The 15,914-nt window shown below is 61.2% G+C and carries 13 protein-coding genes, 6 tRNA genes and 1 pseudogene; 7 read left to right on the top strand and 13 right to left on the bottom strand.

Annotated features, from left to right (window positions below; translation table 11 throughout):
* Positions 1-627: an alanyl-tRNA editing protein gene (locus tag PSH59_RS09155; RefSeq protein WP_305394851.1), complete on the top strand. Its 627-nt coding sequence runs from the start codon at positions 1-3 to the stop codon at positions 625-627.
* A gap of 159 nt (positions 628-786) precedes the next feature.
* Positions 787-2,526: a dipeptidase gene (locus PSH59_RS09150; RefSeq protein WP_305394850.1), complete on the top strand. Its 1,740-nt coding sequence runs from the start codon at positions 787-789 to the stop codon at positions 2,524-2,526.
* Between the two features lie 92 nt (positions 2,527-2,618).
* Here PSH59_RS09150 and PSH59_RS09145 read toward each other — a convergent pair.
* The 6 genes from PSH59_RS09145 to PSH59_RS09120 form a co-directional block, all read right to left on the bottom strand.
* Positions 2,619-2,694, bottom strand: a tRNA-Gly gene (locus PSH59_RS09145).
* A gap of 3 nt (positions 2,695-2,697) precedes the next feature.
* Positions 2,698-2,773 (bottom strand) — tRNA-Glu (locus PSH59_RS09140).
* A 104-nt stretch (positions 2,774-2,877) separates the two neighbouring features.
* A tRNA-Gly gene (locus PSH59_RS09135) sits at positions 2,878-2,953 on the bottom strand.
* Between the two features lie 3 nt (positions 2,954-2,956).
* Positions 2,957-3,032, bottom strand: a tRNA-Glu gene (locus PSH59_RS09130).
* 104 nt (positions 3,033-3,136) lie between these two features.
* A tRNA-Gly gene (locus PSH59_RS09125) sits at positions 3,137-3,212 on the bottom strand.
* A gap of 3 nt (positions 3,213-3,215) precedes the next feature.
* Positions 3,216-3,291, bottom strand: a tRNA-Glu gene (locus tag PSH59_RS09120).
* 358 nt (positions 3,292-3,649) lie between these two features.
* Between PSH59_RS09120 and PSH59_RS09115 the strand changes: the two genes are divergently transcribed.
* Together PSH59_RS09115 and PSH59_RS09110 are read left to right on the top strand one after the other, a co-directional pair.
* Positions 3,650-4,420 carry a hypothetical protein gene (locus PSH59_RS09115; RefSeq protein ID WP_305394849.1) on the top strand — a complete coding sequence of 257 codons (771 nt, stop codon included), beginning with the start codon at positions 3,650-3,652 and terminating at the stop codon, positions 4,418-4,420.
* A gap of 115 nt (positions 4,421-4,535) precedes the next feature.
* Complete coding sequence (locus tag PSH59_RS09110) at positions 4,536-5,348, top strand: alpha/beta fold hydrolase (RefSeq protein ID WP_248076054.1); 813 nt, start codon at positions 4,536-4,538, stop codon at positions 5,346-5,348.
* A gap of 36 nt (positions 5,349-5,384) precedes the next feature.
* On the opposite strand, the gene PSH59_RS26260 is transcribed toward PSH59_RS09110, so the two are convergent.
* The 4 genes and pseudogenes from PSH59_RS26260 to PSH59_RS09095 all read right to left on the bottom strand — a co-directional run bounded on the left by PSH59_RS26260 (position 5,385) and on the right by PSH59_RS09095 (position 9,843).
* Positions 5,385-6,089, bottom strand: a complete 705-nt coding sequence (locus tag PSH59_RS26260) for a methyl-accepting chemotaxis protein (protein WP_370694415.1) — start codon at positions 6,087-6,089, stop codon at positions 5,385-5,387.
* A 201-nt stretch (positions 6,090-6,290) separates the two neighbouring features.
* Positions 6,291-6,398 (bottom strand): annotated as a pseudogene (locus PSH59_RS26255) (HAMP domain-containing protein); the annotation flags it as partial.
* Positions 6,399-7,467: 1,069 nt separating this feature from the next.
* Entirely contained in the window at positions 7,468-8,880 is a 1,413-nt protein-coding gene (locus PSH59_RS09100) for a PLP-dependent aminotransferase family protein (protein WP_305394847.1), read from the bottom strand.
* Between the two features lie 201 nt (positions 8,881-9,081).
* Positions 9,082-9,843, bottom strand: a complete 762-nt coding sequence (locus tag PSH59_RS09095; RefSeq protein ID WP_248076070.1) for an SDR family oxidoreductase — start codon at positions 9,841-9,843, stop codon at positions 9,082-9,084.
* Between the two features lie 227 nt (positions 9,844-10,070).
* Here PSH59_RS09095 and PSH59_RS09090 point away from each other — a divergent pair, with 227 nt between their 5' ends.
* Positions 10,071-11,078, top strand: a complete 1,008-nt coding sequence (locus tag PSH59_RS09090; RefSeq protein WP_305394846.1) for an NADP-dependent oxidoreductase — start codon at positions 10,071-10,073, stop codon at positions 11,076-11,078.
* A 40-nt stretch (positions 11,079-11,118) separates the two neighbouring features.
* On the opposite strand, the gene pyrF is transcribed toward PSH59_RS09090, so the two are convergent.
* Complete coding sequence (gene pyrF, locus PSH59_RS09085; protein ID WP_248076075.1) at positions 11,119-11,817, bottom strand: orotidine-5'-phosphate decarboxylase; 699 nt, start codon at positions 11,815-11,817, stop codon at positions 11,119-11,121.
* Between the two features lie 208 nt (positions 11,818-12,025).
* Between pyrF and PSH59_RS09080 the strand changes: the two genes are divergently transcribed.
* Positions 12,026-12,841 (top strand): response regulator, encoded by an 816-nt coding sequence (locus PSH59_RS09080; RefSeq protein ID WP_370694397.1) that lies wholly within the window; start codon positions 12,026-12,028, stop codon positions 12,839-12,841.
* Complete coding sequence (locus PSH59_RS09075) at positions 12,841-13,881, top strand: HAMP domain-containing sensor histidine kinase (RefSeq protein WP_305394845.1); 1,041 nt, start codon at positions 12,841-12,843, stop codon at positions 13,879-13,881. The genes PSH59_RS09080 and PSH59_RS09075 overlap by 1 nt, the downstream gene beginning before the upstream one ends.
* Here PSH59_RS09075 and PSH59_RS09070 read toward each other — a convergent pair.
* Together PSH59_RS09070 and PSH59_RS09065 are read right to left on the bottom strand one after the other, a co-directional pair.
* On the bottom strand, positions 13,878-14,939 hold the full coding sequence (locus PSH59_RS09070; RefSeq protein ID WP_305394844.1) for an AI-2E family transporter: 1,062 nt from the start codon (positions 14,937-14,939) through the stop codon (positions 13,878-13,880). The genes PSH59_RS09075 and PSH59_RS09070 overlap by 4 nt on opposite strands.
* 72 nt (positions 14,940-15,011) lie before the next feature.
* Positions 15,012-15,830 (bottom strand): DUF4892 domain-containing protein, encoded by an 819-nt coding sequence (locus tag PSH59_RS09065; RefSeq protein ID WP_305394843.1) that lies wholly within the window; start codon positions 15,828-15,830, stop codon positions 15,012-15,014.
* Positions 15,831-15,914 lie beyond the last annotated feature (84 nt).

Genomic DNA, 15,914 nt, shown 5'->3' with positions numbered 1-15,914 from the left:
ATGACCGAACGCCTGTTTTTTACCCACGACCACCTGACTGCTGAGCTGGAAGTGATCAGTTGCACCCCTCACGAAGGGCAGTTCGCGGTGATCCTGCAATCGACGATCTTCCACCCCCAGGGCGGCGGGCAGCCCTTCGACACTGGCCGACTCGGCGAAAGCAACGTCGTGCGCGTGACCCAAGAGGCCGATCGCGTGGTGCATTATCTGGACCGTGCCATAGCCCCAGGCCCCATCAGCGCGTGGGTCGATGCAGACCGCCGCACCCTGCATACCCGCCTGCATTCGGCCGGGCATTTGATCGGCAATGCCGGTGAAACCCTGGGCTGGATGCCAATCAAGGCGCACCACTGGCCGGGCGAAGGCAAGATCACGTTCATTCGTGGCGAGACCGCACAGACCATGGACGCAGAGGTGCTGCAACGACAGATCAACCAATGGATCGCTGCGGACTATTCGCGCCATATGGCCCTGGAAGATGGCACCCGCGAAGTGGGCTTCGGTGAACTGCCCAGCTACGCCTGCGGCGGAACTCATGTGCAAACCCTGGGCGAGTTGGGCAAGGTGACGATCCTGGCGTTGTCGGAGAAAAAAGGGGCGCTGTCGGTGCGCTATACCCTCGACTGAACACTCTCCGCTCGCCCCGGCTTCACGGCGAATAACGTCAACGCCCCTACCCTGGCCAGCCTTGACCATGGCCACCTCAGTAGTGGTAGTGTGTGGAAATATTTCTGACAGATTGATCAGAAACCTCCCACCCCACGTTGCAAAGGAATGCTTTCAACCATGCACTTTCCACTCAAGCAATGGGCGGCTGCCAGCCTGTTCGCCGCCAGCTTTTCGGCACTGAGCGCGCCTGCTTTCGCCAACATCACCCCGCAACAAAGCGCGGCGATTCTCAAGCAGTTCAACGAGACTTCCGTCACCAATTTCCGCAGTTTTCTCGGCACTCTAACGAAAGGCGGCTTGGGCAAAACCGCTGACGTCGGCGCGGCGCTAAACGCCTTTCTCGACAACAAAACCTTGAGTGCCGAGCAGCAAAACGAGATCCACCGGCTGCTGGGCATTTACACCCGCGTGAAATACGGCAAGGCCGCCTTGCAAACCCTACGCGAGCTGGTGGAAATTCCGACGTTCAATGTGGACGGTGTACCGCAGTACAAGAACCCGGAGTTTCTCAAGATTGCCGACAAAATCCAGGCCCTGGCGAAAGCCTTTAACCTGAACTTCCGTAACGTCGACAACCGCGTGTATGAGATCTCTCTGGAAGGCAGCGGCGAGGACGTGGTTGGCATACACGCCCACGCGGACGTTGTGCCGGTGACGCCGGAAAATTGGGTGCTCAAGGACGGCACCAGGCTCGACCCGTTCAAGGTCACGCTGATCGGCGACCGCATGTACGGTCGTGGTACCGAGGACGACAAAAACGGCATCGTCGTGGCGATGTATGCGATGAAGGTGATCAAGGAGGAGAAGCTGCCACTGGCGCGCAATTTCAAGTTGCTGGTGGACACCACCGAGGAAACCTCCGGCGACGCGATCCCCTACTACTTCGAGCACAACCCGACCCCGCAGTACAACCTGGCGCTGGATGGCGGCTATCCGGTGGTGATTGCCGAGAAAGGCTACGGCACGGTCATGGCCACCTTCCCGCGCCGCAAGGGCGAAGGCACAGGTGCAGAAATCATCGCGATGACCGGCGGCATGGCCACCAACCAGATTCCATCGGCCTCGGTCGCGACGTTTATCAGCGATAAGCCTGCCGAACTAGCGGCCAGCTTGCAGAAAGCCGGTACGGAATACGCTAAGCGCAATGGGGATGATTTTGAGGTCAATGCCAAAGTCGACGGCAAGCACGTCAAGCTGACCGTTACCGGTGTATCTGCCCACTCTTCCGAGCCCGAATCCGGCATCAACCCGGTGGCGCGCATGCTGGAGCTGATCCATAGCGTCGACGGTACGATCGCCCTTAAGCAAAACCACATCACCGACGCCGCGCGGTATGCGTCCGACAACTGGGGCCTGGATTACCTGGGCGGAAAATTGGGCGTGGGCTTCTCCGATGACTTCATGGGCCCGCTTACCACCTCGCTGACTTTTGTCGGCCTGGATGACAACGCGTTCAAGCTGGCGGTGAACCTGCGGGTGCCGAAGGGCAAGTCTCCAGAAACGCTCAAGGCTGAAATCGCCGAGAAGCTGAGCGCCTGGGACACGCGAACCAAGGTCAACGTGGATTTCACCTACTCCATTGCCGAACCGATGTTCCGCAACCCCGAAGGCGAGTGGGTCAAGGCTTTGCTCGCCGTGGCCAGTGAAAACCTGGGCATGAAGCACACGTTCGGCACCTCCGCCGGCGCGACCTCGGTGCATGAGCTGCCGAACGGCGTGCAGTTCGGCCTGGCGCGCCCGGAAGTGAAATACACCGGGCATACCGACAATGAGTTCAAGACGGTCGACCAGTTCTTGCTGGACCTGCAGATCGTCACAGAAATGATGGGCCGTATCGGGCAATTGCCTAAGCTCTGAGCTGCGCCAGCACAGCAAAACCACCAAGAGCCTGTGCCGCTCAAATCGCAGGCAAAAAAAAGCCACTCTATTGAGTGGCTTTTTCTTGAATATGGAGCGGGAAACGAGACTCGAACTCGCGACCCCGACCTTGGCAAGGTCGTGCTCTACCAACTGAGCTATTCCCGCAAATGGCGTCCCCTAGGGGACTCGAACCCCTGTTACCGCCGTGAAAGGGCGGTGTCCTAGGCCACTAGACGAAGGGGACACGCTACTGAAATACATGGTGCGTATTTCAGTGCCCAGAGACCGCATCCGAAGACATGGTCCTGGTTTCACTCAATGCCGCCCGAAGGCAGCACTGCTTAAAAATGGAGCGGGAAACGAGACTCGAACTCGCGACCCCGACCTTGGCAAGGTCGTGCTCTACCAACTGAGCTATTCCCGCAAATGGCGTCCCCTAGGGGACTCGAACCCCTGTTACCGCCGTGAAAGGGCGGTGTCCTAGGCCACTAGACGAAGGGGACACGCTACTGAAATACATGGTGTGTATTTCAGTGCCCAGAGGCCGCATCCGAAGACGTGGTCCTGGTTTCACTCAATGCCGCCCGAGAGCCACACTGCTTAAACTTGGAGCGGGAAACGAGACTCGAACTCGCGACCCCGACCTTGGCAAGGTCGTGCTCTACCAACTGAGCTATTCCCGCATATGGCGTCCCCTAGGGGACTCGAACCCCTGTTACCGCCGTGAAAGGGCGGTGTCCTAGGCCACTAGACGAAGGGGACACACGTACAACATTCACTACTCAAGGCGTTTCGCTGTGTGCTTTACGCTTTAAGTGGCGCGCATTCTATGGATGGATTGGGACATCGTCAACCCCCAAGGATAAATTTATTAAAATCAATGACTTCCCCCGGGTTTACTGGCCTGCCTGGGCATTCTGCACGCCCAGGCCCTGGCGCCTATATTCTGGCGCCCGACAAGACGCTATAGTTCGCCCCGGCAAATGATGGCAATGTGCATCTACGCAGGGATCGCCTACTAATATAGAAGAAACTACCTGGGCAACTGGTCGATCGGTCCTATCCGATCGCCGGTCCAGTCACTACACTCCACTGTAAACCCTACAAAGAGGTCACACCGGTGACACCACTCATGATCACCCTGCTGGTAATAGCCGGGATTGCAATACTGATCGCCATTGGCTACATGAACCACGTGGTGGAAAATAACAAGCTGGAAAAGCAGCGCACTCAGATCGAACTCCATGATCGGATGCGTCGTTGCGGTGAAATCACCGAGACCTTTCCAGGCCAGTTGATGACGCCGGCACTCAAATTGTTGCTGACCCGCCTGGAGCTCAACGTCAACCAGCGCTTATTGAACCTCAACAAAAACAGCGCGCCGCTCAAGGCACGGATCACTGAGCTCAATACGCTGGTGGCTCAGGGCGAATCCATTCCGGTGAACAACCCGCCGGCGCCGATTCAGACCGAAGCCAAGGCCAAGGACGTGCGCTTCCTGCTCGAAGCCTTGCACGGCCAGGTCACCCGCGCTGCCCAGGACGGCTTCCTGCCCTCCAACGAAGCCAAGCATTGGATCAAGGAAATTCGCCATATCCTGGTCCTGCTGCACATCGAGTTCTTCAACAACCTCGGCCAGCATGCCCTGCAAGAAGGCCAGCCGGGCCAGGCGCGCCTCGCTTTTGAACGTGGCGTACAGTACCTGCGCAAACAAACCGAGCCGGTGCTGTACAGTGCACAACTGCAGTTGCTCGAAGGCCAACTGGCCCGCGCCAACTCCACGGTTCTGGCCAACAGCAAACAGGCAGTCGAAGAGGTCAGCGAACTGACCGAGGGCATGAAGGCCGCTGACGCCGACGCCGAGTGGAAAAAGAAAGTCATCTACGACTGATCAGCACCCCTCCTCTGGCGAACGCTGTTCGCCAGATGCCATCACTTTGCACCTATCCCCCCGCCCGCGACTCGCGTAAAAAAGTGCCCTCACTCCGTGAAGTTAGAGGCTTGCCATGCCTGTCGTCATGATTGATGGACAACCGCTGCATTACGTCGACCAGGGCACCGGCCCGGCCGTCCTCCTAGGCTCCAGCTACCTGTGGAGCCGCGATATGTGGGCGCCTCAGATTGAAGCCCTGGCGCAACAGTACCGTGTGATCGTGCCCGAGTTGTGGGGCCATGGCGAATCAGGCCCGTTGCCCTCGCAAACCCGCTCCCTCGACGACCTTGCACGCCAGGCACTGGCCCTGCTGGACCAACTGGACATCGCGCAAATCAATCTGGTGGGGCTCTCGGTCGGCGGCATGTGGGGCGCACGCCTGGCGCTGCTGGCGCCTGAGCGGGTCAACAGCCTGGTGCTGATGGACACCTACCTCGGGGCCGAGCCCGACGAGACGCGCCACTACTATTTCTCACTGTTCAAGACTATCGAAGACGCCGGCGCCATCCCCGAGGCATTGCTGGACGTGATCGCGCCGATCTTCTTCCGCCCCGGCATAGACCGCGAATCGGCGCTGTATCAGGATTTTCGCCGGTCCTTGCAGGGCTTTCCCCGAGACCGCCTGCTCGACAGCATCGTGCCATTGGGCCGATTGATCTTCAGTCGCGAGGATGTACGGGAGCAACTGCCGCGCCTGGACACCGATACCACATTGGTGATGTGCGGCGAGCAGGATAAACCCCGCCCACCGGCCGAGTCGCAGGAGATGGCCAACTTGATTGGCTGCGCACTGACGCTGATCCCGGACGCGGGGCACATCTCAAGCCAGGAAAACCCGGACTTCGTCAACGAAGCCTTGCTGACGTTCCTCGCCAACCACGCCTGACCGCCCTCCCCTGTGATCGCCGCGCCTTCGCGGCCGTCACAGGCGGAAGTGCCCCACCATGCCCTTGAGCTCTGCTCCCAACTGCGCCAACTGGATGCTCGACGCGGCATTGCCCTGCATGCTCAACGCCGACTGATCGGCGCTGGCACGGATACTGGTGACGCTGCGGTTGATTTCCTCAGCCACCGAGCTTTGCTCCTCGGCAGCGGCGGCGATCTGCTGATTCATCTGCTGGATCAACGACACTGCCGCGGCGATGCTGCCCAACGCACTTTCGGTTTCCAGCGCATCACTGACCGCCAGCTTCACCAACTCGCCACTTTGTTGGATCTGCTGCACCGACGACTGCGCCGCGCTGCGCAAAGTGCTGACCAGCCGTTCGATTTCTTCGGTCGATTGTTGAGTACGCTTGGCCAGTGCCCGCACTTCATCGGCGACCACAGCAAAACCACGGCCCTGCTCACCGGCACGGGCGGCTTCGATGGCGGCGTTCAGCGCCAATAGGTTGGTCTGTTCGGCCACGCTTTTGATCACGCCCAACACGGTGCCGATGTTCTGGATCTCGGCGCTGAGGCTCTCGATGCTCGCACTGGCACTGCTGCTGGAATTGGCCAGCAACTCAATGCGCTGCAAGCTCTGGCGCACCACCTGCTGGCCGCTGTCGACCTTGTCGTCCGCCGTCTGCGCGGCCTGCGCGGCTTGTTCGGCGTTGCGCGCCACGTCGTGCACGGTGGCGGTCATCTGGTTCATCGCCGTGGCCACCTGCTCGGTTTCTTCCTTTTGGCTGCTGACCTCGACATTGGTCTGTTCGGTGACGCTGGACAGCGAATGCGCCGAGCTGGCCAGTTGCTCGATACCGGCTTGCAGCCCGCTGACCATCTGGCTCAAGCCGTTGCCCATCTGCTGCATCGCGTGCATCAACTGGCCGATTTCATCAGTGCGACTGACCTCCATGCGTCCGCTCAGGTCACCGGCGGCAATGTGCTGCGCGACCGCGATCACGCTGCGTAGCGGCGCAACGATCAGACGTGTAATCACCCAGGCCGCCATCAGCCCAACCAGGAGTGCCAAGGCCGACGACCCGATGATCAACATCGCACTTTTTTTCAGTTGCGCCTGCATCGACAGGTCTTCAGCCTCATAGGCCTGACTGACCCGACTGACCACCTGCTCCGCCCGGTCATGCAATTGCTTGTAGACCACTTTCTCTTGCGCCAACAGGCCGGTGTATTCCCCCAGTTTCTCGCCGAAGGCGGCGATATGCCCCGAGACTTCGTTGAGCACCGTCTGGTAGCCAGGATCCTTCACCGCCGTCTTCAACTGCTCGACCTGCGCCAGCGCCTGGTCGGCCTGCTCGATCTTGCCTTGCTCGGCCTCTTGCGCATCTGCCCTGCGGCTCTGGTCCAGACGCACATGGGCCTCGTTCATGGCCTGCAACATCAAGCGTGAGACCTGGCTGACCTGCCCCGCTTGCTCGATAAACTCAGCGCCTTCCTTGCCCTGGCTCTCCTTGAGGCCATAGATGCCATCATCCGCCAGCCCAGCCTGCAACACGTCGAGGTTATTGGCCACGCTGGACACCGACCAACTGGCCATTTCCAGCGCCAGGTCCTTGGTCTGGCTCAACTCCACAAACTCATCGAACGCCTTGCGGTACGCAGCCAGGGCCTGTTCGACCTCGGCCATCACCGGGCCATTCGCAGCAGACTGGACCTTGAGACTGGCTGCCTGGGCCGCCAGGGCGTCGACGCTTTCATGCAGCGCATCGACCGCCTTGGGGTCGGCATGCAACGCATAGTCCTGCTCGATCAGGCGCACCTTCATCAAGCCGCTGCTGAGAGCGGACATGGCCTTGAGGCCTTCGAAGCGCTGACCAACGGTTTGCAGGGACCACACGCCGATCGCCGCGACCAAGGCCGTCAACAGCAGCACCAAGGTGAAGCCCAAGCCCAGTTTTTTTGCCATACCGAGGTTGGCAAAACGTCGTTGCACGCCCGAAATCATTGCACTTGACCCCTCTTGCAATGGCAGATGCCATCAAGCCCGATAGACAAGACACGAGATTCGCAACGACCAGCCCCTGAGCACAAGGCGTTGACGCCACAATAATGGCAAAAAGCTACACGCTCGTCGTTTTCAGAATGGTCGAGGTCGATCTGGCGGGTCCCATGGTCCGGAACAGTTCCAAGGCCCGCTGATCAGTAGCATAGGCCACATTGATGCGCAGCCACTGGCTGGGTTCGCCGGTCGGACTGAATAACGCCCCAGGCGATAACAACACCCCCAGCCGCCGGGCACACGCTTGTAGCCGCGAAAGCTCGCCCCCAGGGGGTCGCGCCCACACCAGCATGCCGCCGGCCGGTACAGCAAAGACCTCCCACTCTTCGTCATCGAGCACCTGCAAGGTAGCAGCCATGTCCGTACGCAGCCGTTTACGCAGGCGCTGCACCCATTTGCGGTACGTGCCATTGGCCAGCAGCGTGGCGACCACCGCCTCGGCAAACCGCGAGGTACCGAAGCCGGTCAAGGTCTTGAGGCTGACCAATTGGGTGATAATCGCCGTGCTCGCGCAGAGATAGCCGACGCGCAAGGCACTGCTCAGGGTCTTGGAAAAACTCGCGATATAGATCACACGATCGTCCTGGGCCAGCGCCGACAGCCGCGTGCAACTGGCGTGCTGCAAATCACCGTAGACGTCCTCTTCAATGATCAGGAAGTTATCGCGACGCGCCAGCTCCAGCAAACGCTCAGCGACCGCGCGACACAGGCTGGTCCCGGTGGGGTTGTGATAAAGGCTGTGGATGAACAGACATTTGGGCCGATGCTGCTGCAACAGTGCCTCCAGCACCGACAGGTCCGGCCCGCCTCGGGTGCGCGGCACTGACAAGAGGTGCACGCCCTGGAACGTCAGTTGCCGATAGAGGTTGCCATAGCCCGGGGTTTCAACCACCACGCTGTCACCCGCTCTGAGTAACGTACGTATCAGCAGGTCCTGAGCATGGCTGGCACCTGCGGTGGTGAGGATGCGGTCCAGGCTGGTGGCGATGTGAATCCGGGTCAGGTGCTTGAGCAGTTGCTCGCGCAGCACCGGCAGACCCAGGGGGGTGCTGTAGTTGAACAGCCCAGCGGTGTCGGAACGGGCCACTTCACGGATGGCGTAGCGGATGTCATCGCTTTCATGCCAGGCATCCGGCAACCAGCCGCAGCCAAGTTTCAACTCTCCCAACGGGTTATCGGCAAAGGCGCCCCACTCCCGTTCCGCGCCTTCGTACCAGTGGCCCTCGGTCTGGACCGACGGTTGGGCCACCACAAACCCCGCCCCCGGCCGCGGAGCCAGCATCCCCTGGGCAACCATCCGTTCAAATGCCTCGATCACGCTGGATTGACTGAGCAGGTTATCCAGCGCCAACTGCCGGATGGACGGCAAGCGAGTGCCGGGGCTCACCCCGTCCTTGCGAATCCACTCCGCCACTGCACTGACGATTTGCTGCACCACCGGTACAAGGGCTTGTCGATCAATCCCTAAATCCATGAGCCACTCACTTCAACTGTCTGATTTCAACCCGAAGAGTTAAGCACAGAAGCCCGTGGAGACCGCTGGTGAAAACTTATTAAATTATTGATTTTATTGAGTTATTTACCTGGTGATACACATTCGATCGCAGCGTTTTGCCAGCTTTGGAAACGCCCCACAGCACGCCAATCCTTTTCGAATGGTGTGGGGCGCAAGGTCCTAGATCGCCGTCGCACCACCGTCCACCGCCAGGGCATGCCCAGTGGTAAACGCGGCCCCGTCGCTGCACAGATACAGCACGGCACTGGCGATTTCCTCGACCTTGCCGATCCGCCCAACCGGGTGCATGGCTGCGGCGAACTCGGCCTTGCGCGGGTCCGCTTCATAGGCGCGGCGGAACATATCCGTGTCGATCACCGCCGGGCAGACGGCGTTCACGCGGATCTTCTTCTTTGCGTACTCGATAGCCGCCGACTTGGTCAGGCCGATCACTGCGTGCTTGGAGGCCGCATAAATACTCATCTTCGGCGCAGCCCCCAGGCCGGCCACCGACGCCGTGTTGACGATGGCACCGCCGCCTTGGGCGAGCAGCAGCGGCAGTTGGTACTTCATGCACAACCACACCCCCTTGACGTTGACGCCCATGATCGCGTCGAACTCATCCAGGCTGCCGTCCGCCAGCTTGCCCTTCTCGATTTCTATCCCCGCGTTATTGAACGCGTAGTCCAGGCGACCGTAGGCACTGAGCGTCTGAGCCATCATTTGTTGCACATCCGCCTCCAGGGTGACGTTGCAGCGCACAAACAGCGCCTCGCCACCGGTTTGCTGGATCATTGCGACGGTGCCTTCGCCCCCCGCCACATCCAGATCAGCAACCACGACCTTCAGGCCTTCAGCGGCGAACGCCAACGCAGTGGCGCGGCCAATACCGGCAGCAGCGCCAGTCACCAGGGCGACCTGGCCGGAAAACGTCATGCTCATGGGGGATGTCCTATGGAGGAAAGTGCGGTGGATCGAGTCTAGCCAACGTCGGGACGCGCGCGTCAGCACTATCAAAAGGCCAGTTAGCGTTGTATGAATGGGAGTGATAAGGCTACCCGCCTCACTATCAACGGGGCCTATCGACCAGCATTCGCCCCTTGCACTGACCTTGCTCAGCGCTCCGTGAAGGTCTATCACTCATGACTCATTTCTAAAGAGTCGCTGCCATGACCGCCCAGACCAACCGCCAATTCCTGCTCGCCAAACGCCCGGTCGGCGCGGCCACACGGGATACCTTCACCTACCAGGAAGTGCCGGTCGGCACGCCACAGGATGGGCAGGTGCTGGTACGCAACGAATATCTGTCACTCGACCCGGCCATGCGCGGCTGGATGAATGAGGGCAAGTCCTACATCCCGCCTGTCGGCCTTGGCGACGTGATGCGTGCGCTGGGGGTAGGCCAAGTGATTGCCTCCAACAACCCGGCATTCGCGGTCGGCGACTACGTCAACGGCGCCCTCGGGGTGCAGGATTACTTCGTGGGTGAGCCGCGCGGTTTCTACAAGGTCGACCCGAAACTGGCGCCTCTGCCGCGCTACCTGTCGGCATTGGGGATGACCGGCATGACCGCCTACTTCGCGCTGCTGGAAACCGGCGCACCCAAAGCCGGCGAAACGGTGGTGATTTCCGGCGCGGCCGGAGCCGTCGGCAGCATTGCCGGGCAAATCGCCAAGCTCAAGGGCTGCCGCGTGGTCGGCATTGCCGGTGGTGCGGACAAGTGCAAGTTCCTGGTCGATGAACTGGGCTTCGACGCAGCCATCGATTACAAGAGCGAAGACGTGCCCGCCGCCCTCAAGCGCGAATGCCCTAAAGGGGTGGACGTGTATTTCGATAACGTCGGTGGCGACATTCTCGACGCCGTGCTCAGCCGTCTGGCGTTGAAGGCACGGGTGGTGATTTGCGGTGCCATCAGCCAGTACAACAACAAAGAAGCAGTGAAAGGCCCGGCCAACTATTTGTCACTGCTGGTGAACCGTGCGCGGATGGAAGGCTTCGTGGTGATGGACCACGCGGCGAACTTTGCCGCTGCCGGGCAGGAAATGGCCGGCTGGATGGCGCAAGGCAAGCTCAAGAGCAAGGAAGATATCGTGGAGGGGCTGGAGACGTTCCCGGAGACGTTGATGAAGTTGTTCAACGGCGAGAACTTTGGGAAGTTGGTGCTGAAGGTCAGCTAAACACAGCCAATGTGGGAGCGGACTCCCACATTGTGCTTGATCAGGCGATCTCGGCCACGACTGCCGCCAACGCCTTCGCCGGATCCGCTGCCTGGCTGATCGGACGGCCGATCACCAGGTAGTCCGAGCCTGCGTCCAATGCCTGGCGCGGGGTCAGAATACGGCGCTGATCATCCTGGGCGCTGCCCGCCGGACGGATCCCCGGCGTCACCAGTTGCAGCGATGGATGGGCGGTTTTCAACGCCTGCGCTTCCAACGCCGAACACACCAGGCCATCCAGGCCGGCTTTTTGCGCCAGGGCCGCCAAGCGCAGCACCTGCTCCTGGGGTTCGATGTCCAGGCCGATGGCGGCCAGGTCTTCGCGCTCCATGCTGGTCAGCACGGTCACACCAATCAGCAGGGGCTTGGGGCCGCTGCGCTGTTCCAGCACTTCGCGGCAGGCAGTCATCATGCGCAGGCCGCCGGAGCAGTGCACGTTGACCATCCACACGCCCATCTCGGCGGCCGCCTTGACCGCCATCGCGGTGGTGTTGGGGATATCGTGGAATTTGAGGTCGAGGAACACCTCGAAGCCTTTGTCACGCAGGGTGCCGACGATTTCCGCGGCACAACTGGTGAACAGTTCCTTGCCGACCTTGACCCGGCAAAGCTTGGGGTCCAACTGGTCAGCCAGCTTCAGTGCGGCGTCACGGGTGGGGTAATCCAGGGCGACGATGATAGGAGTCTGGCAGACGGACATTGGAATGGGCTCTCAGGCAAGTCGAAATCGGCGCGGATTGTAGCGCAAGCGGCGCCGTTGCGGGATCCGATGATCGGTAAATACTGACCAACCGCCATCAGGCCTGTATTTATAACAATTATTTCAAAGCCGATACATTCACGACATCCCCCCAACACGCACGAACGCTAGCCTCCCTGGCACGACCCACCGACCAGCACTTCCAGCCATGGGGCTGGGCGCCTATGCTGACCGCAACAACCAGGCAGATGATCGCACTATGCAGACCCCTCTTGTCCCAGTGAAAGACGAGCAAAAAGGCGCGGTAATCGCCGATGACAAACGCTGGAACACCCGTGCGCTGATCGTCGATGACGATGTGCCGATCCGCGAACTGCTGATCGACTACCTGGCCCGCTTCAATATTTTTGCCACGGGCGTGACCGACGGCGCCGCGATGCGCCTGGCCATGCAAGCCGACACTTTTGATGTCGTGGTACTCGACCTGATGCTGCCGGGCGAAGACGGCCTGTCGATATGCCGCTGGCTGCGCGCGGAGTCGGACATTCCAATCCTGATGCTCACCGCCCGCTGCGAGCCCACCGACCGCATCATCGGCCTGGAGCTGGGCGCCGACGACTACATGTCCAAGCCGTTCGAACCGCGCGAGCTGGTGGCACGCATCCAGACCATCCTGCGCCGCGTGCGCGATGACCGCACCGAGCAACGCGCCAACATCCGCTTCGATAATTGGCGCCTCAACAGCGTGCTGCGCCAGCTGGTGGCCGACGATGGCCTGGTGGTGCCACTGTCCAACGCCGAATTTCGCCTGTTGTGGGTGTTTATCGAGCGCCCGCGCCGGGTATTGAGCCGTGAACAATTGCTCGATGCGGCCCGTGGTCGTTCCATCGAAGCCTTTGATCGCAGCATCGACCTGCTGGTCTCGCGCCTGCGCCAAAAACTGGGGGATGACCCCAAGGCCCCGCAGTTGATCAAGACCGTGCGCGGTGAGGGCTACCTGTTCGACGCGCGGGATATCGGTTGATGCGGGCCCCCTTCAACACACTGTTCGGTCGGCTGTTTGGCGTGTTGCTGGTGGCGATTGTGCTGGCCCATGCATTGGCGTTCTTCTGGTTTCACCATTACGGGCACCCGCCTCCGCCGCCGCCCCCCGAGCGGTTTATCGAGCTGCCGGACGGAAGCATGGCGCCGATGCGCGAGAAGCATTCACGGCCCTGGTTCGGCGGGCCGGTGGTGCCCCTGACGTTTCAATTCGTCTCACTGATCATCGCAGCCTGGTACGGCGCCAAACTGCTGAGCCGGCCGATCCAACGCCTCAGCGAGGCGGCGGAGCGTTTAAGCCTCGACCTCAACAGCCCGCCCCTTGATGAGTCGGGCCCGCGGGAGGCGCGGCAGGCGGCCTCGACTTTCAACCTGATGCAAAAGCGCATTCGCGAACAGGTCAGTCAGCGCGCGCGCATGCTCGGCGCCGTGTCCCACGACCTGCGCACCCCGCTGTCACGCCTCAAGCTGCGCCTGGAACAGATCGAGGACACCAAGCTACAGGGCCAGATGCGCCAGGACCTCGACGACATGATCGGCATGCTCGATGCCACCCTGAGCTATTTGCACGAACAGCGCACCAGCGAAACCCGGCACTGGCTGGACGTGCAGGCGCTGGTGGAGTCGATGAGTGAAAATGCCCAGGACCAGGGCTCGGACGTGCAGGTGGCCGGCACCTGCGTGCCCTTGCAGGTACAACCGATGGCACTACGTTCATGTTTGAACAACCTGATCGACAACGCCCTGCGCTACGCCGGCATGGCACGGATCGAACTTACGGATAGCCGCGAAGCCCTGGTTATCCGCGTGATCGACCACGGCCCCGGGATTGCCGCCGACCAGCGCGAGGCGGTGTTCGAACCCTTCTTCCGCCTGGAAGGCTCGCGCAATCGCAATTCCGGCGGCGTCGGCCTGGGCATGACCATTGCCAAAGATGCCGTGGAACGCCTGGGCGGCCGCCTGAGTTTGGAAGAGACCCCAGGCGGCGGTCTGACGGCGGTGATGTGGCTGCCGAGGGCTTAAAGGGTTTTATCTTCCCGGCGGCCCTGGGCATGGGTGGCACTCCAATCCGTCAGCAGGCTGTAGGCCACCGCCAGTAGGGTTGGGCCAATAAACAGGCCGATAAAGCCAAAGGCGATCAAACCGCCGAACACCCCGAGCAACACGATCACCAGCGGCAGGTTGCCGCCACGGCTGATCAGGTACGGTTTAAGCACGTTGTCCACGCCGCTGATGATGAAGGTGCCCCACACCCCCAGGAACACCGCGTAGGTGTAATCGCCCTTCCACGCCAGCCAGGCCGTAGCCGGGATCCACACCAGCGGCGGCCCCATGGGGATCAGGCTGAGCAGGAAGGTCACGATCCCCAGCACCAGCGCGCCCGGCACGCCGGCGATCAGAAAGCCGATCAGCGCAAGCACGGCCTGGGCGGCGGCGGTGCCGATCACACCGTTGACCACCCGCTGTACGGTCCCGGCCACCAGTTCGATGTAGTAACCGGCGCGGTCACCGATCAGGCGCTCCAGCAGACGGTGGACGAACATCGCCAAACGCGGTCCATCGCGATAGAAAAAGAACACGAACACCAGGCTCAGGGTCAGCTCGAGGATGCCGCCACCGATCTGCGCACTGCGCGCCAGCAACCAATTGCCCACCTGGCCCAGGTACGGTTTGAGGCTGATCATCAATGCCGCGCCCTGCTGGTCGATGCTGTCCCACATGCCGACCAGGCGCTCCCCGACAAAGGGGATCGAGCCCAGCCAGGTCGGTGCCTCGGGCAGGCCGTCGACCTGAATGTCCTTGATCAACGCCACGACGTCACGCACGTGGTCCGCCAGGTTGAACCCCAGCCATACCAACGGCAACGCCACCAATAACATCCAGCCCAGGGTGAGGATGCCGGCGGCCAGGGACTCACGGCCGCCCAGCCAACGTGTCAGCAACACCATCAGCGGCCAACTGGCAAACGCCAGTACCGCGCCCCAGAACAGCGCCGACCAGAACGGCGCCATCACCCAGACGCTGGCACCAAAAAGCACCAGCAGCAGGATTTGCACCAGCAGGCGATCGTTATTGAGCATGGGGTTTCTCGAGAAGAAGGCTGTAGGAAGATAGCTTAGGCGAACGGCACGGGTCCGTTCGCCTTGCAGGGGTCAGCGTATCAGATGCAGGTGCAGACCTTTGGTTTCAGCGCTGCCGGTTTCCAGACGCGCAGCGCGCACGCCGCTGTCGACCAGGGCCTGGCGCCAGGCTTCGGCCGTCGGGCCGGTCAAGCTGATGCGAGAGGTGGTGTCGAGGTTCAAGCCACGGGAAATCAAGGTGACCCAGGTCGCATCAGGCTCGCCGCCCAACGCGGGAAAGTCCAGCTCGCCCGTGCTTTTCAACTCGCGCAATAGGGTTGCCGAGGTGGGGAGCAGGTCGCCCAGCGGCGCGCTGGCATCCAATTGCTCCACATGCAGGTAGGCACGGCGGTTGCCGCGGGTGATGCCGTACAGCGCGATCAGGGAATTGTCCTGCGGTGCGGCCAGACGCAGCAGCAGGTATTCCTGCTGACCGTCGGCACCGACCAGTTTGGCATTGCCGAAAATCTCGTTGGCCCACAGGCTGCTTTCGCCACAGTCACGGGCCTTGCACCAGAACAACAGTTGCGCACCTTTGGCCTGCAACGCTTCGCGGGTGGCGGTAAACGCCGCCTCGGAGCTGTGCTCGGAGGGCATCTCGTAGGTGATCGCCGTGGTTTGGCCGCGCGCGGTGGCTTGGCCTTCATAGCGCAGTTGGCCGCTGATCTTGCGAATCGCGCCCATGGGGTAGATGCGTTCTTTTTCTTCGGCGGGGCGGTAATCGACGATTTGTGCGTCGATCTGACGGGCCACGGAGGGCAGGTCCTGACTACCCGGTACGTCGGCAGCGAAGACCAATGGGCTGAGAAGGCTCAGCCCGAGGATACGGATACATCCATTGCGCACGCTCATAAGCTCAACGCGCCCTGGCCATTGGAGGTCACGGCAGCGTTGAGCGCGTGGTTGAGATTGTTCATGGTTGACTCCCTTTCAATC

Source organism: Pseudomonas sp. FP2309 (genome assembly GCF_030687575.1).
Lineage (GTDB): Bacteria > Pseudomonadota > Gammaproteobacteria > Pseudomonadales > Pseudomonadaceae > Aquipseudomonas.
The sequence above is the reverse complement of the archived record's forward strand: the minus strand, read 5'-3'. Positions and strand labels throughout refer to the sequence as shown.